The organism is uncultured Limimaricola sp. (assembly GCF_964022235.1).
Lineage (GTDB): Bacteria > Pseudomonadota > Alphaproteobacteria > Rhodobacterales > Rhodobacteraceae > Limimaricola.
In genome coordinates this window covers 190797-214679 of sequence record NZ_CAXHZL010000002.1, presented here as the reverse complement: position 1 = coordinate 214679, position 23883 = coordinate 190797, and the positions used below count along the sequence as shown (strand labels likewise).

Sequence of the window (23883 nt, the reverse complement as noted above, 5' to 3'; positions counted from 1 at the left end):
CGCAAGCGGGCGCGCGCCCCTCGTGTCCTCAGCGTAGGAAGCCCATGGCATAGGCCGGGGCCTGCCGCTCGCCCTTCAGATGCGCGTCGAGCTTGTCGGCATCGGGCTGACCGCCCGGTGCGGTGCCGGTTTCCTCGGCCGAAAGCCCACCGGTGATGAACAGACCATCAAGCCCCGCGTTGGCAGCCCCCGACACGTCGGTCTGCGGCCCGTCGCCGATGCAGATGATACGGTCGTCGGCGATGCTGGCATCGATCTCGGCCAACCGGCGCCGCGCGAGATCGTAGATCGGCGCGTGCGGCTTGCCGAAATAGAGGCTCTCGCCACCCATCTCGGTGTAGAGCCGCGCCAAGGCACCCGCGCACCAGACCCTCTCATCGCCGCGATCGACGATGATGTCGGGGTTGGCGCAAAGCAGCTTCAGCCCCCGCGCGATCGCCTGCTCGAATGGCTCGCGATAGACTTCGGGGTCGGCATGCTCGTCCTCGGGGCCGCAACAGACGATGCCGTCCGCCGCCCCCAGATCGGTGCGGGTGATCTCCACCGGGTCCTTGATGATCTTCAAGGGCTCGAAGAAGGTCTCGTCGCGGTCGTCTCCGATGAACCAGACCATCTCTCCGACCGCGCCCTTGTACATCGCGGCGCGGGCCGAATCGCCGGAGCTGGCGATGGAATCCCAGCAATCGCGCGGCACGCCGAGGCCCTCGATCTGGCCCTCGACCGAACTGCGCGGCCGCGGCGAGTTCGTGACCAGAATCACCTTGCCTCCGCTCGCGCGAAAGCCGCGCATCGCGGCGACGGCGGCCTCATGGGCCCGCACGCCGTCATGCATGCAGCCCCACAGATCGACGAAGGCCGCGTCATAGCTGCCCGAGATATCGGTGAAGCTCTCGATGATCCTGGTCATGTGCCTCAGACCTTCAGCGCGGGGATGATCTGCTTCTTGCGGCTCATCACGCCCGGAAGCACCACAGCGTCGCCCTCGACCGTCGCGTCAAAGCTCTTTTCGGCGATGGTCTTCACGGTGGCGTTGGGGATCAGCATCGTGGCCTGCTCGGCGAGGATGTCGACCACGAACAGCAGCACCTCGTCGGCGCCGTCCTCGGAGGCGACCTTCGGCATCGCCTCGAGCAGCGCCGCCTTGCGCGACAGCACCTGCTCGGGCGAGGTGGTCTCGAGCACCGAGACGCGCAGCTTCTTGCCCTCGACGGTGACTTCCTTGCTGTCCATGCGCAGCAGCTCGGCCTCGGAGAAGGCCGAGACGTCGGATTTGGCGGCGAACATCTCGGTGGCGTAATCCGACACGTTCAGGCCCAGATCGGCGGCGAGACGCTCGGCCAGCGCCTGATCGGCAGGAGTGGTGGTGGGCGAGCGGAACTCGAGCGTGTCCGACAGGATGCACGACAGCATCAGGCCCTTGATGCCTTCGGGCATCTCGGTGGCCACGTGGCCCATCAGCTCATGCATGATGGTGGCGGTGCAGGCCACCGGCTTGATGGTGATGTCGATCGGGCCCTTGGTCTCGAGGCCGCCGAACAGCTTGTGGTGGTCGATGATCGCGGTGATGTCGGCCTTGTTGATCGAGGCGGGCAGCTCGGCGGGGTTGTTGGTGTCGACGATGACGACCTTCTGGCCCTCGTCCACGTCGTCGATGATCTGCGGCAGCTCGAAGCCCCAGCGCTCGGCCACGAACTTGGCTTCGGTGTTGGGGGTGCCCAGCAGGCGGGCTTCGGCGGTTTCGCCGCGCTGCGACATGTACCAGGCCCAGATGAGCGGCGAGCCGGTCGAATCGGTGTCGGGCGCCTTGTGGCCGAAGACGAGCGTGGTCATGGGGAAAATCCTTCGGAGAGATACGGATGAACGGGTCGCGCGCCTTATAGGCAGGGGCGCAAGGCTTGTCACCCGCCCGGAGGGTCTCCGTTGGGCCGGGGGCGGGGGCGACGCGGCTTTGCGCGCCGCCCCTCGTTTCACCGCGCAGGCTCCGTCTTCGGCCTGCGATCCAGCATCGCCCGCAGACGCGGCCAGACGCCGCCCGCCCCGGTGCGGGGTTTGGGGGGATCGTCGCTTGGGGCGCGCAGCACGGCAAAGCCGGTGCCCGGATGCGGTTGGCTCAGATCGAGCCGTGCAGGCCCGCCGCGCCGCATCTGGGGGTGGTCTTCCCAAGGCTCGCGGGTCTCGGGCTGGGCGCGGTGATCGACGATGTAGAATGGTGGATGCATTGGATTTTCCTTTTTCATCCAGTGGTTGATTTGATGGGCGTGGACAGGCCATGCCCGGTCAGGATAGCGGCCAAGCCTCATCCCGACGGTGGCGCGCGTGGCGTCACCGGGGGCGGGGCAGGGTCGCTGGCGGTCTCGGCCCTAGACGGGTGAGGCGCGCGGATGGTGGCCAATCAAGGCGCTGCCAACACGGCCAAGCGGCGCATGATGCGACGCCAAGCAGCACGAGACGCATCGCGCGAAGCGGCGGCGGGCAGCGGTCAAGCGATCGACCACGTTATTATGGGGGGTCATGGGCCAGGCCCTGGAACTGTAGAAAACGGCGTACGGAGGCGGGGGCAAAGCCGTCCCTCCGCGACAGGCGGCGGCACGGCATCTAGCCGATGAGAAAATATCCTCGAGTCATAAGCCGCCTTCCGATCCGGGGTTGTCCTGCGCGGTATTGTGCACGAACGCGCCTGTGTGAGAACCCCCTTTTTCTAGATTCATATACGCGCGCGCGAGGCGTGACATTTGCGCGTCCCATGCCGCTTGACAGCTCCGTGAGCGCTGCTTACCTCTCTCGTCGTTGGCACTCACCTGATGGGAGTGCTAATGCCCCCGACATCGGGGGCATGAGAACACATAATACTGCTGAGGAGCTGCAGAGATGGCATTCAAACCGCTTCACGACCGGGTCCTGGTGCGTCGCGTCGAGGGCGAAGAGAAGACCAAGGGCGGTCTGATCATCCCCGACAACGCCAAGGAAAAGCCGGCCGAAGGCGAAGTGATCGCCTGTGGCGACGGCGCCCGCAAGGACAACGGCGAACTGATCGCGATGGCCGTCAAGGAAGGCGATCGCGTCCTGTTCGGCAAGTGGTCCGGCACCGAGGTCACCGTCAACGGCGAAGAGCTGCTGATCATGAAGGAAAGCGACATTCTCGGCATCATCGCCTGAGACCCTCGCTGACCTTTCCCACCTGAATTCAGATCAAGGAGCACTCACATGGCTTCCAAGGACGTCAAGTTCGACACCGATGCCCGTAACCGCATGCTCAAGGGCGTCAACACGCTCGCGAACGCGGTCAAGGTGACCCTCGGCCCCAAGGGCCGCAACGTGGTCATCGAGAAATCCTTCGGTGCGCCCCGCATCACCAAGGACGGCGTCACCGTCGCCAAGGAAATCGAACTGGAAGACAAGTTCGAGAACATGGGCGCGCAGATGGTGAAGGAAGTCGCTTCCCGCACCAACGACGAAGCGGGTGACGGCACCACCACCGCCACCGTTCTGGCCCAGGCGATCATCCGCGAAGGCCTGAAGTCGGTCGCCGCCGGCATGAACCCGATGGACCTCAAGCGCGGCATCGATCTCGCCACCGCCAAGGTCGTCGAGGCCATCAAGGCCGCCGCACGTCCCGTCAACGACAGCGACGAAGTCGCCCAGGTCGGCACCATCTCGGCCAACGGCGAAGCCGCCATCGGCCGCCAGATCGCCGACGCGATGCAGAAGGTCGGCAACGAGGGTGTCATCACCGTCGAAGAGAACAAGGGCCTTGAGACCGAGACCGAGGTCGTCGAGGGCATGCAGTTCGATCGCGGTTACCTGTCGCCTTACTTCGTGACCAACCCCGACAAGATGATCGCGGATCTCGAAGACTGCATGATCCTGCTGCACGAGAAGAAGCTCTCGTCGCTGCAGCCGATGGTGCCGCTGCTCGAGCAGGTGATCCAGTCGCAAAAGCCGCTGCTCATCATCGCCGAGGACGTCGAGGGCGAGGCTTTGGCCACGCTGGTCGTCAACAAGCTGCGTGGCGGCCTGAAGATCGCCGCCGTCAAGGCGCCGGGCTTCGGTGATCGCCGCAAGGCCATGCTGCAGGACCTCGCGATCCTGACCGGCGGCCAGGTGATCTCGGAAGATCTCGGCATGAAGCTCGAGAACGTCACCATGGACATGCTCGGCACCGCCAAGAAGGTGACGATCACCAAGGACGAGACCACCATCGTCGACGGCCACGGCGAGAAGGCCGAGATCGAAGCGCGCGTCGCCCAGATCCGGACCCAGATCGAAGAGACCACCTCGGACTACGACAAAGAGAAGCTGCAGGAGCGTGTTGCCAAGCTCGCCGGCGGCGTCGCTGTCATCCGCGTCGGCGGCATGACCGAAATCGAGGTCAAGGAGCGCAAGGACCGCGTCGATGACGCGCTCAACGCGACCCGCGCCGCGGTTCAGGAAGGCGTGATCGTCGGCGGCGGTGTCGCTCTCGTTCAGGCTGGCAAGTCGCTCGAAGGCCTCACCGGCGAGAACTCGGACCAGAACGCCGGCATCGCCATCGTGCGCCGTGCGCTCGAAGCGCCGCTGCGTCAGATCGCCGAAAACGCCGGCGTCGACGGCGCCGTGGTGGCCGGCAAGGTCCGCGAGTCGACCGACCTGACCTTCGGCTTCAACGCGCAGACCGAAGAATATGGCGACATGTTCAAGTTCGGCGTGATCGACCCGGCCAAGGTGACCCGCACCGCGCTCGAGGATGCCTCCTCGGTCGCCGGCCTGCTGATCACCACCGAAGCCATGATCGCCGACAAGCCCAAGAAGGACGAGGGCGGTGCCCCGGACATGGGCGGAATGGGCGGCATGGGTGGCATGGGCGGCATGATGTAATCTGCCGGATCAACCATCGATCCAGACTGGGGAAGGGGGCCGAAAGGCCCCCTTTTTCCGTTTGCGCAAACGGCCTTGCGCCCGGTGCATGCGCGCGTCATGCATCACCCGGCCCCGGTCGAGTATCGGACGGGGCCGCCGGGAGGTCTCATGCTGTTCTTTGTCACGCTCACTGTCGCGGGCATCCTCGCAGGCGCGCTCAACGCCGTCGCGGGCGGCGGCACCTTCCTGACCTTTCCGGCGCTGATCTGGCTTGGCGTGCCGCCCATCGCCGCAAACGCCACCGCCACCATCGGCGCGCTGCCGGGCTACGCCAGCTCGGCTTGGGGCTACCGCGCGGACGTGGCGGCCGAGGGCACGCTGCGGCTGCGCATGATCATCGCGCTCGGGGCATTGGGCGGTCTGATCGGGGCGGGGCTGTTGCTGGTCACGCCGGGGGCCGTGTTCGAGGGGCTGGTGCCTTGGCTGCTGCTCATCGCCACGCTCCTCTTCGCCACCGGTCCACGCGTGCTGGCCTTCGTGCGGGCGCGCGGCTTTGGCCCGGCGGGGCCGGTGCTCTCGGGGGGGGCGGTGCTCGCGGTGTCGATCTATGGCGGCTATTTCAACGGCGGGTTGGGCATCCTGCTTCTGGCGATGCTCGGCCTGATCGGCTTTGTGAACCTGCACGGCATGAACGGGCTCAAGGTGCTGCTCTCGGCGGTGCTTTCGCTGGTCTCGGCCGTGGCCTATGCCGCCGCGGGGCTGATCGAGTGGGACGCGGCGCTGATCATGGCAGTGGCGACGACCATCGGCGGCTACCTCGGCGCGCGCGGGGCCAAGCGCGTGCCGATGCAGTATTTGCGCCTCGGCATCACCGGCGTCGGCCTCGTGATGACGGTGCTGTTCTTCGCGCTCTAGAGCACGATCGGTTCCAGAGGATCATAGCCCGGCGCATCCGCATCATTCCATGCCACGGCGGCGAGGCTGTCGGGTTTGGCCCGCAGACCCGCCATTTCGCCGCGCGTGACCCAGCGGCGGTGGCTCACCACGCCCTCGGGGTCGATCCAGTCGCCCTCGGGATCGCCCGCGACGATGTCGCAGCGAAAATAGAGATCGACCTGATGAAAGCCGCGCCGGGCATGATGAAACTCGTTCACGAGGCACGGTGCGCCCACCGAGATCTCCAGCCCGCATTCCTCGCGCAACTCACGCGCGAGGTTGTCTGGCAGCGAGGCATGCGGCTCGACGCCGCCGCCCGGCGCGCACCACAGGTCGTCGCGCCCCTTGTAGGCGTTGACCAGAAGCAGGCGGTTCTCGCGCATCAGGATCGCGCGCACGGCAAGGCGGACGGGGGCTGTCATGGCGCGACCATGGCCAAGGCGCGCGGCGCAGGCAAGTCTGCCCTGTTCGCGCGCGCCGCGCCGCCTAGATCAACGCCATGAAACGCCCCTTGATCCTTCTGACCGCCTGTCTCGCGCTGCTCGCGGGATGCCTGCGCGCCGCCCCCGAGGAGGCGCAGGACTGCGTCGTGTTCCTGCACGGTCTGGCGCGCACCGACCTGTCGTTCGCGCCGATGGCCGAGGTGATCGAGGCCAATGGCTACCGGGTGGTCAACCGTGGCTATCCCTCTACCGAGGCACGGATCGAGGATCTGGTCAATGCTCTGCCCGACGACGTGCGGGCTTGCGGCGACCGCACCGTGCATTTCGTCACGCATTCGATGGGCGGCATCCTCGCGCGGCTCTGGCTCACCGACCATCGCCCTGCCAAGATGGGTCGCGTGGTCATGCTGGCCCCGCCCAACAAGGGCTCCGAGCTGGTCGACATCTTCGGCGAATTCGAACCGTTCGAATGGATCAACGGCCCCGCCGGGCTGCAACTCGGCACCGGTCCGGGCAGCCTGCCCAACCGGCTCGAACCACTGCCGTCCTACGAGGTCGGCATCATCGCGGGGGATTCCTCGCTCAACCCGGTGTTCTCGGGGCTGATCGAGGGGCCGGACGACGGCAAGGTCTCGGTCGCATCGACCCGGCTCGAAGGGGCGCGCGACCACATCGTCCTGCCGGTCAGCCACACCTTCATGATGAACAACCCGCTGGTCATGGCGCAGGTGCTGGCCTTCCTGCGCGAGGGAGGCTTCGACCGCTCGCTGAGCTTGGGCGGCGTGTTGTTCGGCCTGAACTGACACTGGCCCAGCCGGGTCCGACGGTGCCGGGCCTGCCCCTCGGCGCTCTCGCATGCCCCGGCGCGAGGGGCATGACAGGCCGGTCTCCTCGGCATTGACCTCTTGAACCGACGCTGGCGTCGCGACGCTGATCGCCAAACCTCGAGCCCGTTGCGCGAACGTGACCGGCCCGCCCCTTGCCAGACAGGGGGCGGGCCCTTCTTATGGGGTGGCATCGCAGGGCAGGGCGCCTTCATGGAGATCCACCTCGAAAAGATCGACGCGGCGCGCAACTGCTACCGCTTCTACGAGATCAGCCTCGAGCCCGATCTCTTTGCGCAGACCGCGCTGGTGGTGCGCTGGGGCCGGATCGGCGGGCGCGGGCGGGTCCGTATCGCGGGTTCGGGCACGGTGCGCGAAGCGCAAGATCTCGCGACCCGGATCTTGCGGCTGCGGCTCAAGCACGGCTACGCGCTGCGCTGATCCCGCGCTGATCCTTCAATGTCCTGCTAATCAGGCAGATGCTCGCCGCTGTGCCTGTTAATCGAGCGACGTCGCGCGGGATCGCCTCTCGCTCGTGCGTGCGCGTGGGTCTTTGCGCAAGGATCGGGCAGGAGAGGGCTGATCTCATCGGGGAGGCGGGGCTCTGGCACGCCAAGGCAAGGACAGGCTTTCTATCGTCGTGGTCGAAAAGGACCGCGATCGCGCGTTGCTGATCGTCGACAGCCTGCGTGAGGCGGGCGATTACGACATTCATGTCATCGGCGAGCAGACCGGCCTCGCGCGGCGCATTTCCGAACGCGACCCCGACATCGTGCTGATCGACATCGCAAACCCGTCGCGCGACACGCTCGAGGAACTGACGCTGGCCTCGAGCCCCCTCGACCGGCCAGTGGCTATGTTCGTCGACCGCAGCGAAGCCGGGCTGACCAAGGCCGCGATCGAGGCGGGCGTGTCGGCCTATGTCGTCGACGGGCTGCGCGCAGAGCGGCTCAAGCCGGTGATCGACGCCGCCGTCACCCGTTTTCACGTGTTCCGCCAGATGCGTACAGAGCTGGCCACGACGCGCCGCGCGCTTGAGGAGCGCAAGGTGATCGACCGCGCCAAGGGGCTGTTGATGAAGGCGCGCGGCATCGACGAGGGCGAGGCCTATGCGCTGCTGCGCCGCACCGCGATGGATCAGGGCCGCCGCGTCGCCGACGTGGCCGAGGCGCTGGTCACGGCGGCGGGGCTGTTGTCATGAGCATCGAGCTTTCAATCGGCTTCATGCCTCTGGTCGACGCGGCCCCGCTGATCGCGGCGCATGAGATGGGCTTTGCGCGCGAGGAGGGCCTCGCGCTTCGGCTGGAGCGCGCGCCCTCGTGGTCGACCTTGCGCGACATGCTGGCCTTTGGCGGCGTCGAGGCGGCGCATATGCTGTCGCCGGTGCCCATCGCCATGGCGCTGGGGCTGGGCGGCGTGTCGGTGCCGCTTTCGGCAGTGTCGGTGCTGGCGGTGAACGGCGACGTGATCGGCGTCAGCCGCGCGCTGGCCGAGCGGATGCGCGACCAAGGGTTCAATTTCGATTTCGCGGATGCGGTGGCCGCGCGTGCGGCGTTGCGCGCGGCGGCGGGAACGGGGCTGCGCATCGGCGTGCCGTTTCCCTTCTCCATGCATGCCGAGCTTCTGCACTACTGGCTTTCCGAGCCGGGCATGCCCGCCATCGACATCCGCACCGTGCCACCGCCGCTGATGGCCGAGGCCATCGCCGCCGGTGAGATCGACGCTTTTTGCGTGGGCGAGCCATGGGGGTCGATCGCGGTCGAGAACGGGGTGGGCGAGCTTTTGCTGCCCGGTGCCGCGATCTGGGCCTTTGCGCCGGGCAAGGTGCTCGCGGTGCGCACCGATTGGGCCGCGCGCGAGGAAGACAGCTTGGGTCGGCTGATGCGCGCGGTCTGGCGCGCGGGGCGCTGGCTCGACCGGCCCGGAAGCCGCACCACGGCAGCCGAGATCATGGCACGGCGCGAGCATCTCAACCTGCCCGCCGAGGTGATCGACCGCGCCCTGTCGGGACGGCTCACCGTCTCTCCGCGCGGCGAGACGCGGCGGGTGGAGGCCTTCGTCGAGTTTCACGCGGGCGCCGCGAGCTTTCCCTGGCGCAGTCAGGCCGCTTGGATCGCGGAGCGGTTGGCCGAACGCGCGGGACAGGACCCGCAGGCCGCGATGGGGCAGGCGCGGGCCGTGTTTCGCACCGATCTGTATCGCCGCCTGCTTCAAGGCACCGGGGCCGAAATGCCCGGCGCCTCCGAAAAGCTCGAAGGCACGATTCTCGCTGATACGCCTGCGTCGTCGGAATCGGGTCGGCTGGTGCTGCGGCGCGATCGGTTCTTCGATGGCCGCGTTTTCGACCTTTCGCTCCCGGACTGACCGAAAAATCGGCAGTTCGCGGACTCCGGCCCCGAGGCTACGCTGCTTTGCAGCATTGCCCTTGCGGCATCGCGGAGAAGACGGTCAGATCAACATACAGGCCGGGCAACGGGGCACGGTCGACAGATATCCCCCACCACGCTGGGTGATCCGAGCAAAGCCGCTCGACTCTTCGCGACCTCCCTTCGGGGCGGTCCCGCGAACGGAGTCGGCGGCTTTTTTGATATTTGCCCGGTGCTTCCCCCCGGGCCCTGAGACGGGAACGACGCGCATGACCAGGCTTTCCGCCATCCTCGCCACCACGACCCTTCTGGCGAGCCCCGCCATGGCCGAGATGTTGCCCTTGGAAAAGGACGAGCTGACCTTCGGTTTCATCAAGCTCACCGACATGGCGCCGCTCGCGATCGCCTATGAGCAGGGCTATTTCATGGACGAGGGGCTCTTCGTCACGCTCGAGGCGCAGGCCAATTGGAAGGTGCTGCTCGACGGCGTCATCGACGGCCAGCTCGACGGGGCGCATATGCTCGCCGGTCAGCCGCTTGCCGCGACCATCGGCTATGGCACCGAGGCACATATCGTCACGCCCTTCTCGATGGACCTCAACGGCAATGGCATCACCGTGTCGAACGCGGTCTGGGCCGAGATGAAGCCCAACATTCCCACCGACGCCGAAGGCCGTCCGCAGCACCCGATTTCGGCCGAGGCGCTGGCTCCGGTGGTCGAATCCTTTGCCGCGCGCGGCGAGCGTTTCGACATGGGCATGGTGTTCCCGGTCTCGACCCACAATTACGAGATCCGCTACTGGCTCGCCGCCGGTGGCCTGAACCCGGGATTTTACGGCAATGGCGACGCCACCGGCACCGTGGGTGCGGATGTCTACCTGTCGGTGACGCCGCCGCCGCAGATGCCCGCGACGCTCGAAGCCGGCACGATCCACGGCTACTCCGTGGGCGAGCCGTGGAACCAGCAGGCCGTGGCCAAGGGCATCGGCGTGCCGGTGATCACCGATTACGAGCTTTGGAAGAACAACCCCGAGAAGGTCTTCGGCCTGACCGCCGAATTCGTCGAAGCCAACCCCAACACCACCATCGCGCTGACCAAGGCGCTGATCCGCGCGGCGATCTGGCTCGACGAGAACGACAACGCCAACCGTGAAGAAGCGGTCGAGATCCTGTCGCGCCCCGATTACGTCGGCGCCGACCCGGAGGTGATCGCCGCCTCGATGACCGGCACCTTCGAATACGAGAAGGGCGACATCCGCGAGGTGCCCGACTTCAACACCTTCTTCCGCCACCACGCCACCTATCCCTTCTATTCGGACGCGGTGTGGTACCTCACCCAGATGCGCCGCTGGGGTCAGATCGCCGAGGCCAAGGACGACGGCTGGTACGACGAGGTCGCCAAATCCGTCTACAAGCCCGAGATCTATCTCGAAGCCGCGCGGATGCTGGTCGATGAGGGCCTCGCCTCCGAAGCCGACTTCCCTTGGGACAGCGATGGCTACAAGGCGCCGACGCCCGCCGCCGACATCATCGACGGCATCGGCTACGACGGCCGCACCCCCAACGCTTATCTCGACAGCCTGCCGATCGGGCTGAAGGGCGACCAGACGGTCGTCGGCTCCGAGATCCAAGGCTGAGGCCCCCCATGCGGGGCCGCCCCTAGGCCCCGCACCCCTTTTCCGCGCAGCGAACCCCCCGGAGACACCCCATGACCGCAGTCGATCCCACCGCCCTCGAGACCGGCCAGCGCGAGGCGCGCCGCGCCAAGCTCTTTGCCCGCCTCGGAGTTGCCGATCGCTGGTTCCAGGTTCTCGGCCTGGCCTGGCTCACCCCGCTCATCAAGGCCGCCGCGGGCGACAACCCGCGCGCCCAGATGCGCGATGTCTGGCGTCTCCTGGGCGTGCCACTTCTGGCCATCGCGGGCTTTCTGGCGCTTTGGTCGGTGCTGGCGCCGCAGGTGCAGACCTCGCTCGGCGCGATCCCGGGACCGGCGCAGGTCTGGACCGAGGCCGTGGGCCTGCACGAGGACGCGGTGCGCACCGCCGAAAAGAAGGCCAAGTTCGAAGCGCAGGTGGACCTGCGCAACGAGCGGCTGATCGAGGCGGGCCGCGCCGACGAGGTCAAGGAGATCGCCTTCACCGGCTCGCCCTCTTACTACGACCAGATCGGCACTTCGATCGTCACCGTGTTCTTCGGCTTTCTGGTGGCCAGCGCCGTGGCGATCCCGCTCGGGATCATGGCGGGCCTTTCGGCCACCGCCAACGCCGCCCTGAACCCGCTGATCCAGATCTTCAAACCGGTCTCGCCGCTGGCCTGGCTGCCGATCGTCACCATGGTCGTCTCCGCCGCCTCGGCGGGCGGCGACGGGCTCTTCGCCAAGTCGTTCCTCGTCTCGGCGATCACCGTGACGCTCTGCTCGCTCTGGCCGACGCTGATCAATACCTCGCTCGGCGTGGCGCAGGTCGACCGCGATCTGGTGAACGTCTCCAAGGTGCTCAAGATGTCGCCCTACGCCAAGATCACCAAGCTGGTGCTGCCCTCGGCGCTGCCGCTGATCTTCACCGGGCTCCGCCTGTCGCTTGGCGTCGGCTGGATGGTACTGATCGCCGCCGAGATGCTGGCGCAGAACCCCGGCCTTGGAAAATTCGTCTGGGACGAGTTCCAGAACGGCTCGTCGTCCTCGCTGGCGCGGATCATCGTCGCGGTGCTGACCATCGGCATCATCGGCTTCCTGCTCGATAGGGTGATGTTCGCGCTGCAATCGCTCTTCACCTACGCCCCGAACCGGTGATCGCCATGAACAGCATTCTCACATTCGACAACGTCTCCAAGGGCTTCGGCGAGGGCAAAGCGCGCAAGGAAGTGCTGAAAGGCATCGACCTCGACGTAGCACAGGGCGAATTCGTGGCGATCTTGGGCTTTTCGGGCAGCGGCAAGTCGACGCTGATGAACCTGATGGCCGGTCTGGTGACGCCCGACAAAGGCGCCGTCACCTTCAAGGGCGCGCCCGTCACCGGCCCTGGCCCCGAGCGCGGGCTGGTGTTCCAGAGCTACTCGCTGATGCCGTGGCTCACGGTCGCGGGCAACGTGATGCTCGCGGTCGAGGCGGTGCACCCCAAACTGCCCCGCGCCGAGAAGGCCGCCAAGGCCCAGCGCTACATCGAGATGGTGGGGCTGGGCCATGCCACGGGGCGGCGTCCGGCAGAGCTTTCGGGGGGTATGCGCCAGCGTGTCTCGGTGGCCCGCGCGCTCGCCATGGAGCCCGAGGTGCTGCTTCTCGACGAGCCGCTCTCGGCGCTCGACGCGCTGACGCGGGCCAACCTCGCCGACGAGATCCTCGAGATCTGGGAGCGCGAGCGCACCACCTGCGTGCTGATCACCAACGACGTCGACGAGGCGATCCTGCTCGCCGACCGGATCGTGCCGCTGAACCCCGATGGCACCTTGGGCGAGGCGGTGAAGGTCACGCTGCCGCGTCCGCGCGACCGCTCCGCGATGAACACCGATCCGGCCTTCAAGGCGCTGCGCGCGCAGGTCACGGGCTATCTCATGGATGTCGGCATTGCCTCCAAGATCGAGGGCACGCGCCGCCTGCCCAACGTCACGCCGATCCACGGCCTCCCCGCCGCGCAGAAGCAGGCGCAAGAGGGGCTGATCGATGAGCGATTTCTCGATTTCTCCCAGCTCCACAAGGTCTACCCGACCCCCAAGGGGCCGCTCACGGTGGTCGAGGACTTCAATCTCAAGATGAACCGGGGCGAGTTCATCTCGCTGATCGGCCACTCCGGCTGCGGCAAGTCCACCGTGCTGACCATGGCCGCCGGTCTCAACGAGATATCCAAGGGCGCGATCAAGCTCGACGGTCGCCATGTCGAGGGCGCCGACCCCGAGCGCGCCGTGGTGTTCCAGAGCCCCTCGCTGTTTCCTTGGCTCACCGCGCGCGAGAACGTCGCGGTGGGCGTCGACCGGGTCTATCCCCGCGCCTCGCAGTCCGAACGGCAGGAGGTGGTTGAGCACTATCTCGAGCGGGTCGGATTGGGCAACGCGATGGACCGGATGGCGTCCGAGATGTCGAACGGCATGCGCCAGCGCGTCGGCATCGCCCGCGCCTTCGCGCTCTCCCCGAAGCTGCTGCTACTCGACGAGCCCTTCGGGATGCTCGACTCACTCACCCGCTGGGAGCTTCAGGAGGTTCTCATGGAGGTGTGGGACCGCACCAAGACCACCGCCGTCTGCGTCACCCATGACGTCGACGAGGCGATCCTTCTGGCCGACCGCGTGGTGATGATGACCAACGGCCCGCGCGCCACCATCGGCAAGATCGTCGATGTGAAGCTGCCGCGCCCGCGCACTCGCAAGGCGCTGCTGGAGCACGCGGACTACTACCACTACCGGCAAGAGGTGCTCGATTTCCTTGAGGAATACGAGCACGGCCGCACCCCCTCCAAACCGGCGCAAAGCGCCATCGCAGCGGAGTGACCGCCATGACCAAGAAACTCGTCGTCATCGGCGCCGGCATGGCCTCGGGCCGGATGCTGGAAAGCCTGATCGAAAGCGATCCCTCCGCCTATGAGATCACCCTGTTCAACGCCGAGCCGCGCGGCAACTACAACCGGCTGATGCTCTCGCCGGTGCTGTCTGGCGACAAGACCTATGCCGAGATCGTCACCCATGACGACCAATGGTACGAGAGCCATGGCGTCACCTGCCGCTTTGGCGAGCGGGTGATCGAGATCGACCGAGGGCGCAAGATCGTCGTCGGCGAGAAGGGCGAGGTGGCTTACGACAAGCTCGTCGTCGCCACCGGCTCCGACCCCTTCATGATCCCGCTGCCGGGCCACGACCTCGAAGGCGTGATCCCCTATCGCGATCTCGAAGACACCGAGCGGATGATGGGCCTCTCGGCCAAGCCGGACGCGAAGGCGGTGGTCATTGGCGGCGGGCTCCTCGGGCTTGAGGCCGCCGCCGGCATGGCCGCGCGGGGCGTCGATGTCACCGTGGTGCACATCATGGGCCATCTGATGGAGCGCCAGCTCGACGAGGCGGCGGGGTATTTGCTGCGTCGCGCGCTCATCGACAAGGGCATCACCGTGCGCTGCTCGGCCAACTCCAAGGAAATCCTGGGCGAAAACGGTCATGTGAAGGCGCTCTTGCTCGACGACGGGACCGAGCTGCCCTGCGACCTGCTGGTGATGGCCGTGGGCATCCGGCCCAGCGTCGCGCTTGCCAAATCCGCGGGCCTCGCCGTCGGGCGCGGCGTGCATGTCGACGACCAGATGGTCACCTCCGATCGGGACGTGCTGGCGCTTGGCGAATGCGTCGAGCACAACGGCGCGGTCTTCGGCCTCGTCGCCCCGCTTTACGATCAGGCCAAAGTCATGGCCCAGACACTGCTGAGCCAGGAGGCCGCGTTCCAGCCCAAGGAAGTCGCGACCAAGCTCAAGGTCACCGGATGCGACCTGTTTTCGGCAGGTGACTTCGCCGAAGGCGAGGGGCGCGAGGACATCGTGTTCCGCGACCCGGCGCGCGGCGTCTACAAGCGCCTCGTGCTGGAGGGCGAACGGCTGATCGGCGCGGTGATGTATGGCGACACCGCCGACGGGGCGTGGTTCCACGGGCTGATCAAGGACCGCGAGGACGTCTCGGAGATGCGCGACACGCTGATCTTCGGGCCCGCCTTCCAGGGGGGTGCCCAAGCGGACCCTATGGCGGCCGTTGCAGCCTTACCGGCTGACGCAGAAATCTGCGGCTGCAACGGCGTGTGCAAGGGCCGGATCGTGGAGGCCGTCGAAGGCGGCGCCACGACCATTGAGGACGTGCGCGCCGTGACCAAGGCATCGGGCTCCTGCGGCACCTGCACCGGGCTGGTCGAACAGGTCATGGCGCTTTCGCTTGGTGATGATTTCGTCATGCCGACCGCCAAGCCGGTCTGCGGCTGCACCGACCTCACCCATGAGGACGTGCGCCGCCTGATCAAGGCGCAGGAGCTGAAATCCCAGCCCGCGGTCTGGCAGGAGCTGGGCTGGACCACGCCCAATGGCTGCCATGTCTGCCGTCCGGCGGTGAACTACTACCTGCTCGCCGACTGGCCGCTCGAATACCAGGACGACCCGCAGTCGCGCTTCGTCAACGAGCGCAACCACGCCAACATCCAGAAGGACGGCACCTATAGCGTGGTGCCGCGCATGTGGGGCGGGCTGACCAACCCGCGCGAACTGCGCGCGATCGCCGATGCCGCCGACAAGTACGGCGTGCCGACCGTCAAGGTCACCGGCGGCCAGCGCATCGATCTCTTAGGCGTGCGCAAGGAGGATCTACCCGCTATGTGGGCCGATCTGAACGAGGCGGGCCTCGTGTCGGGACACGCCTATTCCAAGGGGCTCAGGACGGTGAAGACCTGCGTCGGCCGCGAGCATTGCCGCTTCGGCACGCAGGACAGCACCGGCCTCGGGGTGAAGCTCGAAAAGCGGCTCTGGGGCTCGTGGACGCCGCACAAGGTCAAGCTGGGCGTGTCGGGCTGCCCGCGCAACTGCGCTGAGGCGACCTGCAAGGATCTGGGCATCATCTGCGTGGATTCGGGCTTCGAGATCGGGGTCGGTGGCGCGGCCGGCATGGATCTCAAGGAGATCCAGCCCTTGGTAAAGGTCGCGACCGAGGCCGAGGCCGAGGAATGGTCGGTGGCCTTCGTGCAGCTCTACCGCGAGCACGCCAAGTATCTCGACCGGCCCTACAAGTGGATCGCCAAGGTCGGCATGGACTGGGTGCGCGCGGCGCTGTCGGACGCAGAGGAGCGCGCGGCGCTCGTGGCGCGTTTCGATCTGAGCCAGACGATCTATCAAAAAGACCCTTGGGCCGAACGGGCCGAACCGGCAGCGGCGCGCCGGTTCCAGCCGCTGGCCGATCTCACGCTGGAGGCTGCGGAATGAACTGGATCGATGTGGGCGCTCTCGACGACATCCCGCTGCGTGGCTCGCGGCTGGTCAAGACGCATGTGGGCTGCGTGGCGCTGTTTCGCACGGCGGAGGACGAGGTTTTCGCAGCCTCCGACCGCTGCCCGCACAAGGGCGGGCCGCTGTCGGAGGGCATCGTGCATGGCCGTGCCGTGACCTGCCCGCTGCACAACTGGGTGTTCAGCCTCGAGACTGGCGTGGCGCAGGGCGCGGACGAAGGCTCAATCCCGACCTATCCGCTGCGGGTCGAGAACGGTCGTCTCCTGCTCGACGGCGACGCGGTGGGCCGCAGGGCGGCGGCATGACCGGGCCCGCGCATCTCTCTGCCCAGCCGGGCGAGATCCGCACCACCTGCGCCTATTGCGGGGTAGGCTGCGGGGTTCTCGCCAAGCCGGACGGGCAGGGCGGGCTTTCGGTGCGCGGCGATCCCGAACACCAGGCCAACTATGGGCGGCTGTGCTCCAAGGGCACGGCGCTGGGCGAGACGATGGGGCACGAGGATCGGCTGCTGCACCCGCTGGTGAACGGCGCGCGGACGGGCTGGGACGAGGCGCTGAGCCACGTCGCCGACCGGTTCCGCGAGACCATAGCCGAACATGGCCCCGACAGCGTTGCCTTCTACGTCTCGGGCCAGATGACGACCGAGGATTACTACGTCGCTAACAAGCTGATGAAGGGCTTCATCGGCTCGGCCAACATCGACACCAATTCCCGGCTTTGCATGGCCTCGACCGTGGCGGGGCACAAGCGCGCCTTCGGCACCGATACCGTGCCCGGCACCTACGAGGATCTCGAACTCGCCGATCTCGTGGTGCTCACGGGCTCCAACCTCGCTTGGTGTCACCCGGTGCTCTATCAGCGCATCGCCGCGGCCAAGGCCGCGCGCCCCGAAATGCGCGTCGTGGTGATTGATCCGCGCCGCACCGCGAGCTGCGACATTGCCGATTTGCACCTGCCCATCGCGGCGGGCTCTGACGTGGCGCTGTTCAACGCGCTACTCACGCAGATCGACGCACGCGGCGCGCGCGACGCCCGCTTCGCACGCCACCTCGATGGCATGGACGAGGCGCTCGCCGCGGCCCATGCCGAGGACGCGTCGGTCACCGGTCTGAGTGCTTCGCAGATCGACGCCTTCTGCGACATGTGGATCGGCACCGAGAAAGTCGTTACCGTGTTCAGCCAAGGCGTGAACCAGTCGAGCGCAGGCACCGACAAGGTGAACGCCATCATCAACTGCCACCTCGCCACGGGTCGCATCGGGCGACCCGGCATGGGGCCGTTTTCGGTCACCGGTCAGCCCAACGCCATGGGCGGGCGCGAGGTTGGCGGGCTCGCCAACACGCTGGCCTGTCATCTCGACATCGAGGACCCCGCGCATCGCGCCGCGGTGCAGGGGTTCTGGGCCGCACCTGCGATGCCGGAAAAACCGGGCCTCAAGGCCGTCGACATGTTCCGCGCGGTGGGGCGCGGCGAGATCAAGGCGATCTGGATCATCTGCACCAACCCGGCCGTCTCCATGCCCGAGGCCGACCGTGTACGCGACGCCATCGCGGGCTGCGATTTCGTGGCGGTGAGCGACATCACCGCAGACACCGACACCGCGCGCCTCGCGCATGTGCTGCTGCCCGCCGCCGGCTGGGGCGAGCGTGACGGCACGGTGACCAATTCCGACCGCACCATCAGTCGTCAGCGCAAGCTGCTCGACGTGCCGGGAGAGGCGCGGCCCGATTGGGCGATCTTGGCCGAAGTGGGGCGGCGCATGGGCTGGGCTGCTGCCTTCGACTGGGAGAGCCCGGCCGAGGTGTTGCGCGAACACGCGGCTCTATCGGGGATCGCAGGTGGCTTCGGGCGCGACTTCGACATCTCGGGTCTGGCCGATCTCGACGCCGCCGCCTACGACGCGCTGGCCCCGCAGCGCTGGCCGATCAGCCGTGCCCAGCGCGGCGGGCGCTTCTTCGGCGACGGGCGCTTCTTCACCCCGACCGGGCGGGGCCGGATGATCGCCGTCAGTGCCCGTGCGCCGGTGGCGGCGCTGACGTCCGAGTATCCCTTCCGGCTCAACACCGGGCGCATCCGCGACCAGTGGCACACCATGACCCGAACGGGCCGCTCGGCCCGGCTCAACCGTCACATGGGCGAGCCTTTCCTAGAGATCCACCCCGAGGACGCGCGCGACCTCGGGCTTGCCCCCGCCAGCCTCGCCGAGCTGCGTGGGCAGGGCGCATGCGCCGTGCTGCGGGTGCTGGTGAGCGACAGGGCCCGGCGCGGCGAGGTCTTCGCGCCGATCCATTGGAGCGGCGAGACCGCGCCGACGGGGCGCATCGACGCGCTGGTGGCCGGCCATGTCGATCCGCTCTCGGGCCAGCCCGAAGCCAAGGCGGCGGCGGTCTCGGTCGCTCCGTTTTCGGCAGCGTGGTTCGGCTTTGCCGTCTCGACGACCAAGCCCGCGCCTGAGGCCGGATACTGGGCCCGGTCGCGCAGCGAGGGCGGCTGGCGGCTGGAACTGGCCGGGGCGAAGTCCCCCGAGGATTGGGAGGCCGAGGCCCGCACCCTGTTCGGGCTGCCCGAGGCGCGTCTGTCGCGGGTGAGCGATCCCGCGCGCGGGATCGAGCGGCTCGCGTTTCACGAAGGTGGACGGCTGGTCGCGGCGCTGTTCGTGTCGCCCAAGCCCGTCGCCGTCTCGCGCGAGCATCTGGCGTCGCTTTTGGGCGGCGAGGGCGCACAGCCGCTCAGCGGCCGTCCCGGGGCCGACATGCCCGACCCCGGCCAGGTGCTTTGCGCCTGTCTGAACGTCGGGGTGAACACGATCCTGACCGCGATCGAAAGCGGTGCCGCGCTCAGCGTCGAGGCGATCGGCGCGGCGCTGGGGGCGGGGACGAACTGCGGCTCCTGTCGCCCCGAGATCGCGGCGCTTTTGGCGAACGCGCGGATGCGCGAAGCGGCGGAGTAAGTAGGGAGGTGGCGGGGCCTGAAACGGCCCCGCCCGGTTCAGGCGGCGCGCAGCCGCGCGGGCATCAGCCCGGTTTCGTCCATCGACACGGCGCGGCCCTCGCGGATCGACATCTGCGCGGCGATGCCCATCGCCACGGCGGCCCAGCCATCCTCGAGCGTCACCTCGGCCCGCGCCCGTTGACCGCGTACCAGTTCGAGAAAGCGCGCGTGTTGGTAGAAGGTCGATCCGTTGTGATCGCCAGCCTCGAGAAGCGCCGGATCGACGGGGATCTCGCGCACTTCGGGGCCCTTGGGCTCGCGCGGGCTGACGATGAGCTGCGGCACCGGCGGCGCGCCAAGATGCTCGGGCCAGAACCGGCCCGGCCCCGGCACCAGCGCCTCGATCCGCGCCAATGGGCCGACCGCCGTCACTTCCTCCTGATAGCGCGCACCTTCCGCGAACATGCACAGCTCCAGCATCGCCCGCCCGCCACGCGCGAAATCGACGATGACATAGCCGTTGTCGAGCACGTCGGGGGCCACGCCCTCGTAGTTCTCGTCCTGATGGTTCACAGCCTGGCTGCCCGAGGCCATCACCCGCACCGGCTCGTCATTCAGCGTGAGCCGCATCAGGTCGAAGAAATGGCAGCATTTTTCGACGAAGGTGCCACCCGTGTAGCGGTTGAACCGGTTCCAGCCGCCGACCTTGTGCAGGAAGGGAAAGCGGTGCTCGCGGATGGTGAGCATGCGGATGCCGCCCGTGGTCGCCTGCGCCTCTTTCAAAAAGGCCGCGATGGGCGGCATGTAGCGATACTCCATCGCTACCCATACGGGCGCGGGATAGTTGTCGCGGAACGCCGCGAGCCGGGCGGTTTCGGCCGGGTCGGTGAACAGCGGCTTCTCGACGAGAATCGGCAGCGGTTTCAAACGGGCGATCTCCTCCATCTGTTCAAGATGGCGGAAATTGGGGCTGGCGATCAGCAGGCAGTCGAGTTCCGGCACCGCCATTAGCTCGGCGACCGATCCGCACATCCGCGCCTCGGGGGCCAAGGCCTGCGCCTGCATCGCCATCTCGGCGTCAGGTTCGAAGATCGCGGCGACGCAGGCGCCGGGCAGCAGCGCGATGTTGCGCAGATGCTCCTGGCCCATCATGCCGCAGCCGATAATTCCGTAATTGGTGACCTTGGTCATGTGATCTCCCTCAGATCAGGCGTTGCACGTAATGGGCGCGCGTCGTGTCGAACCATGTGCGCGAGAACTCGACCGGTGCGGGCCCCTGCGCCCAGCTCAGTCGCTCGATATATCCGGTGGGGGCGCCGGGCCGGACGCCGAAGGCGTCCGGCGACCAGTCGGGCACCGCGTCCATCGTGACCCGATCCTCGGCGCGGGTGATCCAGAAACCGAGGTGGGTCTTGTAATAGAGGTAGAGGGAGTCGCCGAGTTTCGCCGGGTCGATCATCCCCGCCGCCCCGTCGAGCCAGATCTCCTCGACCGCCATTACGGTCTGGTTCAGACGCCGCAGACGGCGAACGCGGGTGGCCTGCGCGGCCGTGCCGAAGCGCGGCAGGTCGGCGGGCTTGTCCATCCGGGTGATGTCGAGCGCCTCGGCCCGCGGCAGGCCGCCACCCTCGGGCAGCTCCAGACGGAACATCGAGTAGACGCTCTCGACCCGTGCGCTGCGGCGCACATAGTTGCCCGAGCCCTGCACCCGCTCAAGCATCCCCTTGTCCGACAGGTCCGCCAGCGCCTTGCGCAGCGTGCGCACCGAGGTGCCCAGACGCACCGCGAGGCCGCGTTCGGGCGGCAGGCGTTCGCCGTCCACCAGCCGCCCGGAAGCGATCTCGCGGATCAGCAGCTCGCTGATCTGAAGGTGCAGGGGCAGGGCGGCGGGGGCGTCGGGCATCGGCTCGAAAATCTCGCGATCCAAATTGATGCACCATTGATTTGCATTTGACCCGCTGCTACGCAAGTGGAAATCGCAAAGCCCGGAGGAGCCCCGCATGACCGTCGTCCCCATCACCTCGCCCGATCTCGACGCGGTCGAAGTGTCGTGGTTCGCAGCGCTCTGCTCGGATGATTTCCGGCTTCTGGGCAAGCCCGAGGGCGATCTGCGCTCTTCCTGGGCGCATTGCTCGGACATCGTGAAGACCGCCGAAGCGCAGGGCTTTCGCAACATCCTGTGCCCTTCGTCCTATCAGGTCGGGCAGGACACGCTGAGCTTCGTCGCGGGCTGCGCGCCGATCACCTCGAAGATCAACCTGCTGGCCGCGATCCGCTGCGGCGAGATGCAGCCCATCATGCTCGCGCGCACGGTGGCGACGCTCGATCACATGCTCGAAGGCCGACTGACGCTCAACGTGATCTCTTCGGACTTTCCGGGCGAGAAAGCCGACAGCAAGTTCCGCTACCAGCGCTCGCGCGAGGTGGTCGAGATCCTCAAACAGGCCTGGACCCAGGATGAGATCAACTACAAGGGCGAGGTCTATGACTTTTCGGGCCTCACCACCGATCCGGCAAAGCCCTATCAGACGGGTGGGCCGCTTCTTTACTTCGGCGGTTACTCCCCCGACGCGCTGGAGCTGTGCGGCCAGCATTGCGATGTCTATCTGATGTGGCCCGAAAAGCGCGACGAGCTGGCGGGGCGGATGCGCGCCGTGCACGAGGTCGCGGCGAAATACGACCGCACTCTGGATTACGGGCTGCGCGTGCATGTGATCGTGCGCGACACCGAGGCCGAGGCCCGCGAGTATGCCCAGCACCTCGTCTCCGAGCTTGACGACGAACAGGGCCGCGCGATCCGCGAGCGCGCGCTCGACGCTACATCGCTCGGCGTGTCGCATCAGGCGCGCAACCGCGAACTGGCGGATATGGACGGCTTCATCGAACCGAACCTGTGGACCGGCGTTGGACGAGCGCGGTCGGGATGCGGCGCGGCTTTGGTCGGTTCCACCGATCAGGTGTTCTCCAAGCTCGAAGACTACCGCAAGATGGGCATGCGGGCCTTCATCCTCTCGGGCTATCCGCATATCGAGGAAGCCAAGCACTTCGGCGCGCGCGTGTTGCCGATGATGAAGACCTGCTCGCTGCCCGAAGCCTATGGGCGCGTGCCGGCCGAGACACCGAAAACGCCGCTGGGCGTGGGAGAACGACGTTGATGAACCGGATCGAGATTTCGAAGGAGGTGGCGCTGAGCCGCCTCGTTTATGGCATGTGGCGCATCGCCGACGACGCCGACACCAGCCCCAAACACGTCCGCGCCAAGATCGACGCGTGCCTCGCGCAGGGCATCACCACCATGGATCAGGCCGACATCTATGGCGGCTACGGCGCCGAGGCGGTGCTGGGCGCGGCGCTGAAGGAAGACCCTTCGCTGCGTGACCAAATCGAGATCGTCAGCAAATGCGGCATCGTGGCCCCCATGGGCCGCCATGCCGACAAGACGGTCAAGCATTACGACACCTCTCGCGCCTATATCGAGCAGGCGGTCGAGACGAGCCTGCGCGACATGCACATCGAGCATCTCGACCTGCTGCTAATCCACCGCCCCGACCCGATGATGGATCCGCGCGAGACCGGGGCCGCACTCGACGCCCTCGTGGCGAGCGGCAAGGTCCGCGCCGTCGGCGTGTCGAACTTCCGCCCCTGGGACGTGGAGCTTTTGCAATCCGCGATGGAGACGCCCATCGCCACCAACCAGATCGAGATTTCGCTGAAGCGGCTCGATCCCTTCACCGACGGCGATCTCGCCTTTCATCAGCGCCGCAACATCCCGCTCATGGCGTGGTCGCCGTTGGGCGGCGGCGAGCTGATGACCGGGCAGGGGCCGGTGGCCGAAAAGCTCGACGCCATCGCCGAGGCGCAGGGCGTCGACCGCGCCGCCGTGGCCGTGGCCTTCCTGCTGGCGCATCCGGCGGGCATCCTGCCGGTGCTGGGCACCAACAACGTGGAGCGGATCGCCAAAATCGGCGACGCGCTGAAGGTCGATCTCGACCGTCAGGCCTGGTTCTCGCTCTACGAGGCCGCGCTCGGCGCGGAGGTGCCGTGAGCGCATCGGCCGAGATCACGGGCTTTGTGCCGGACGCAGGGAACACCCGGCTTCTGCGCGATGCCTTCGGCCGCTTTGCCACCGGCGTCACCATCGTCACAGTGGCGGGTGAGGAGGGGCCGGTGGCGATCACCGCCAACAGCTTCTCGAGCCTGTCGCTCGACCCGCCCTTGGTGCTGTGGTCGCCCGATCGGGGCTCGCGCCGCTTCGAGCATTTCGCCCATGCGACGAATTACGTGATACATGTGCTGGCCGAGGGCCAGGCCGAGCTGTGCTTTGGTGTCTCGAAAGACGCGTGGAAGCTGGGCGAGCACGATCTGGAGCTGAACGAGGCGGGCGTGCCGGTGATCCCCGGCGCGTTGGCGCGGTTCGACTGCACGCGCGAGGCCACGCATGAGGGCGGTGACCATGTGATCGTGGTGGGCCGGGTCGATCGATGCGAGCTGCGCGACGGCGCGCCGCTTGTGTTCTACGCGGGCAAGACCGTGCGGCTCGCGCAGGACTGAGACATCGCCGCATCCTGGGGAGGAGCGGCAACCCGAGAGGGAAGGG

General features: G+C 67.2%; 22 protein-coding genes. 16 read left to right on the top strand and 6 right to left on the bottom strand.

Annotation, left to right across the window (positions count from 1 at the left end):
- Positions 1-28: 28 nt before the first annotated feature.
- From AADJ02_RS03525 to AADJ02_RS03515, 3 genes are all read right to left on the bottom strand, one after another.
- Positions 29-907: a TIGR01459 family HAD-type hydrolase gene (locus AADJ02_RS03525; protein WP_341211603.1), complete on the bottom strand. Its 879-nt coding sequence runs from the start codon at positions 905-907 to the stop codon at positions 29-31.
- Between the two features lie 5 nt (positions 908-912).
- On the bottom strand, positions 913-1830 hold the full coding sequence (locus AADJ02_RS03520) for a manganese-dependent inorganic pyrophosphatase (protein ID WP_341211602.1): 918 nt from the start codon (positions 1828-1830) through the stop codon (positions 913-915).
- 137 nt (positions 1831-1967) lie between these two features.
- Positions 1968-2219 carry a hypothetical protein gene (locus AADJ02_RS03515; RefSeq protein WP_341211601.1) on the bottom strand — a complete coding sequence of 84 codons (252 nt, stop codon included), beginning with the start codon at positions 2217-2219 and terminating at the stop codon, positions 1968-1970.
- Positions 2220-2868: 649 nt separating this feature from the next.
- Between AADJ02_RS03515 and groES the strand changes: the two genes are divergently transcribed.
- From groES to AADJ02_RS03500, 3 genes are all read left to right on the top strand, one after another.
- Complete coding sequence (groES, locus tag AADJ02_RS03510; protein WP_085896098.1) at positions 2869-3156, top strand: co-chaperone GroES; 288 nt, start codon at positions 2869-2871, stop codon at positions 3154-3156.
- Between the two features lie 48 nt (positions 3157-3204).
- Complete coding sequence (gene groL / locus AADJ02_RS03505; RefSeq protein ID WP_341211600.1) at positions 3205-4854, top strand: chaperonin GroEL; 1650 nt, start codon at positions 3205-3207, stop codon at positions 4852-4854.
- 150 nt (positions 4855-5004) lie between these two features.
- Positions 5005-5751, top strand: coding sequence for a sulfite exporter TauE/SafE family protein (locus tag AADJ02_RS03500; RefSeq protein WP_341211599.1), 747 nt, complete (start codon positions 5005-5007; stop codon positions 5749-5751).
- Here AADJ02_RS03500 and AADJ02_RS03495 read toward each other — a convergent pair.
- Entirely contained in the window at positions 5748-6194 is a 447-nt protein-coding gene (locus AADJ02_RS03495; protein WP_341211598.1) for an NUDIX hydrolase, read from the bottom strand. The two genes, AADJ02_RS03500 and AADJ02_RS03495, sit on opposite strands and share 4 nt — an antisense overlap.
- Positions 6195-6271: 77 nt before the next feature.
- Here AADJ02_RS03495 and AADJ02_RS03490 point away from each other — a divergent pair, with 77 nt between their 5' ends.
- The 10 genes from AADJ02_RS03490 to AADJ02_RS03445 all read left to right on the top strand — a co-directional run bounded on the left by AADJ02_RS03490 (position 6272) and on the right by AADJ02_RS03445 (position 19305).
- Positions 6272-7018: an alpha/beta fold hydrolase gene (locus tag AADJ02_RS03490; protein ID WP_341211597.1), complete on the top strand. Its 747-nt coding sequence runs from the start codon at positions 6272-6274 to the stop codon at positions 7016-7018.
- A gap of 234 nt (positions 7019-7252) precedes the next feature.
- Positions 7253-7480 carry a WGR domain-containing protein gene (locus AADJ02_RS03485; RefSeq protein ID WP_341211596.1) on the top strand — a complete coding sequence of 76 codons (228 nt, stop codon included), beginning with the start codon at positions 7253-7255 and terminating at the stop codon, positions 7478-7480.
- Between the two features lie 199 nt (positions 7481-7679).
- A complete protein-coding gene (locus AADJ02_RS03480) occupies positions 7680-8240 on the top strand; it encodes an ANTAR domain-containing protein (RefSeq protein ID WP_341211595.1) in 561 nt (186 codons plus the stop codon).
- A complete protein-coding gene (locus AADJ02_RS03475) occupies positions 8237-9403 on the top strand; it encodes an ABC transporter substrate-binding protein (RefSeq protein ID WP_341211594.1) in 1167 nt (388 codons plus the stop codon). The genes AADJ02_RS03480 and AADJ02_RS03475 overlap by 4 nt, the downstream gene beginning before the upstream one ends.
- A gap of 271 nt (positions 9404-9674) precedes the next feature.
- Positions 9675-11042, top strand: coding sequence for a CmpA/NrtA family ABC transporter substrate-binding protein (locus AADJ02_RS03470; protein ID WP_341211593.1), 1368 nt, complete (start codon positions 9675-9677; stop codon positions 11040-11042).
- A 71-nt stretch (positions 11043-11113) separates the two neighbouring features.
- Positions 11114-12196 (top strand): ABC transporter permease, encoded by a 1083-nt coding sequence (locus AADJ02_RS03465; protein ID WP_341211592.1) that lies wholly within the window; start codon positions 11114-11116, stop codon positions 12194-12196.
- 5 nt (positions 12197-12201) lie between these two features.
- The gene (locus AADJ02_RS03460; RefSeq protein ID WP_341211591.1) at positions 12202-13884 is read left to right on the top strand and encodes an ABC transporter ATP-binding protein; all 1683 of its coding nucleotides are present in this window, start codon (positions 12202-12204) and stop codon (positions 13882-13884) included.
- Between the two features lie 5 nt (positions 13885-13889).
- Entirely contained in the window at positions 13890-16331 is a 2442-nt protein-coding gene (gene nirB / locus AADJ02_RS03455) for a nitrite reductase large subunit NirB (protein WP_341211590.1), read from the top strand.
- Complete coding sequence (gene nirD, locus AADJ02_RS03450) at positions 16328-16660, top strand: nitrite reductase small subunit NirD (protein ID WP_341211589.1); 333 nt, start codon at positions 16328-16330, stop codon at positions 16658-16660. Before nirB ends, nirD begins: the two co-directional genes overlap by 4 nt.
- Positions 16657-19305, top strand: a complete 2649-nt coding sequence (locus AADJ02_RS03445) for a molybdopterin-dependent oxidoreductase (RefSeq protein ID WP_341211588.1) — start codon at positions 16657-16659, stop codon at positions 19303-19305. Before nirD ends, AADJ02_RS03445 begins: the two co-directional genes overlap by 4 nt.
- Before the next feature lie 38 nt (positions 19306-19343).
- On the opposite strand, the gene AADJ02_RS03440 is transcribed toward AADJ02_RS03445, so the two are convergent.
- A complete protein-coding gene (locus AADJ02_RS03440; RefSeq protein WP_341211587.1) occupies positions 19344-20477 on the bottom strand; it encodes a Gfo/Idh/MocA family oxidoreductase in 1134 nt (377 codons plus the stop codon).
- A gap of 10 nt (positions 20478-20487) precedes the next feature.
- Positions 20488-21189 (bottom strand): GntR family transcriptional regulator, encoded by a 702-nt coding sequence (locus AADJ02_RS03435; RefSeq protein ID WP_341211586.1) that lies wholly within the window; start codon positions 21187-21189, stop codon positions 20488-20490.
- Positions 21190-21286: 97 nt separating this feature from the next.
- On the opposite strand from AADJ02_RS03435, the gene AADJ02_RS03430 reads away from it, so the two are divergent.
- Genes AADJ02_RS03430 through AADJ02_RS03420 form a run of 3 tightly spaced genes read left to right on the top strand, consistent with a single transcriptional unit; the run spans position 21287 to position 23837 of the window.
- A complete protein-coding gene (locus AADJ02_RS03430) occupies positions 21287-22441 on the top strand; it encodes an LLM class flavin-dependent oxidoreductase (protein WP_341211585.1) in 1155 nt (384 codons plus the stop codon).
- Positions 22441-23331 (top strand): aldo/keto reductase, encoded by an 891-nt coding sequence (locus tag AADJ02_RS03425; protein ID WP_341211584.1) that lies wholly within the window; start codon positions 22441-22443, stop codon positions 23329-23331. The genes AADJ02_RS03430 and AADJ02_RS03425 overlap by 1 nt, the downstream gene beginning before the upstream one ends.
- A complete protein-coding gene (locus AADJ02_RS03420; protein ID WP_341211583.1) occupies positions 23328-23837 on the top strand; it encodes a flavin reductase family protein in 510 nt (169 codons plus the stop codon). The genes AADJ02_RS03425 and AADJ02_RS03420 overlap by 4 nt, the downstream gene beginning before the upstream one ends.
- The last annotated feature ends 46 nt before the right edge of the window (positions 23838-23883 follow it).

What these genes read in the sequence shown, in the direction of transcription:
- AADJ02_RS03500 (WP_341211599.1), top strand. Translation starts at nt 5,005, where the DNA reads ATGCTGTTCTTTGTCACGCTCACTGTCGCGGGCATCCTCGCAGGCGCG.
- AADJ02_RS03470 (WP_341211593.1), top strand. Translation starts at nt 9,675, where the DNA reads ATGACCAGGCTTTCCGCCATCCTCGCCACCACGACCCTTCTGGCGAGC.
- AADJ02_RS03515 (WP_341211601.1), bottom strand. Translation starts at nt 2,219, where the DNA reads ATGCATCCACCATTCTACATCGTCGATCACCGCGCCCAGCCCGAGACC.
- nirD (WP_341211589.1), top strand. Translation starts at nt 16,328, where the DNA reads ATGAACTGGATCGATGTGGGCGCTCTCGACGACATCCCGCTGCGTGGC.
- AADJ02_RS03520 (WP_341211602.1), bottom strand. Translation starts at nt 1,830, where the DNA reads ATGACCACGCTCGTCTTCGGCCACAAGGCGCCCGACACCGATTCGACC.
- AADJ02_RS03485 (WP_341211596.1), top strand. Translation starts at nt 7,253, where the DNA reads ATGGAGATCCACCTCGAAAAGATCGACGCGGCGCGCAACTGCTACCGC.
- AADJ02_RS03460 (WP_341211591.1), top strand. Translation starts at nt 12,202, where the DNA reads ATGAACAGCATTCTCACATTCGACAACGTCTCCAAGGGCTTCGGCGAG.
- AADJ02_RS03435 (WP_341211586.1), bottom strand. Translation starts at nt 21,189, where the DNA reads ATGCCCGACGCCCCCGCCGCCCTGCCCCTGCACCTTCAGATCAGCGAG.
- AADJ02_RS03425 (WP_341211584.1), top strand. Translation starts at nt 22,441, where the DNA reads ATGAACCGGATCGAGATTTCGAAGGAGGTGGCGCTGAGCCGCCTCGTT.
- AADJ02_RS03475 (WP_341211594.1), top strand. Translation starts at nt 8,237, where the DNA reads ATGAGCATCGAGCTTTCAATCGGCTTCATGCCTCTGGTCGACGCGGCC.
- AADJ02_RS03525 (WP_341211603.1), bottom strand. Translation starts at nt 907, where the DNA reads ATGACCAGGATCATCGAGAGCTTCACCGATATCTCGGGCAGCTATGAC.
- AADJ02_RS03495 (WP_341211598.1), bottom strand. Translation starts at nt 6,194, where the DNA reads ATGACAGCCCCCGTCCGCCTTGCCGTGCGCGCGATCCTGATGCGCGAG.
- AADJ02_RS03465 (WP_341211592.1), top strand. Translation starts at nt 11,114, where the DNA reads ATGACCGCAGTCGATCCCACCGCCCTCGAGACCGGCCAGCGCGAGGCG.
- AADJ02_RS03445 (WP_341211588.1), top strand. Translation starts at nt 16,657, where the DNA reads ATGACCGGGCCCGCGCATCTCTCTGCCCAGCCGGGCGAGATCCGCACC.
- AADJ02_RS03440 (WP_341211587.1), bottom strand. Translation starts at nt 20,477, where the DNA reads ATGACCAAGGTCACCAATTACGGAATTATCGGCTGCGGCATGATGGGC.
- nirB (WP_341211590.1), top strand. Translation starts at nt 13,890, where the DNA reads ATGACCAAGAAACTCGTCGTCATCGGCGCCGGCATGGCCTCGGGCCGG.
- AADJ02_RS03490 (WP_341211597.1), top strand. Translation starts at nt 6,272, where the DNA reads ATGAAACGCCCCTTGATCCTTCTGACCGCCTGTCTCGCGCTGCTCGCG.
- groL (WP_341211600.1), top strand. Translation starts at nt 3,205, where the DNA reads ATGGCTTCCAAGGACGTCAAGTTCGACACCGATGCCCGTAACCGCATG.
- groES (WP_085896098.1), top strand. Translation starts at nt 2,869, where the DNA reads ATGGCATTCAAACCGCTTCACGACCGGGTCCTGGTGCGTCGCGTCGAG.
- AADJ02_RS03430 (WP_341211585.1), top strand. Translation starts at nt 21,287, where the DNA reads ATGACCGTCGTCCCCATCACCTCGCCCGATCTCGACGCGGTCGAAGTG.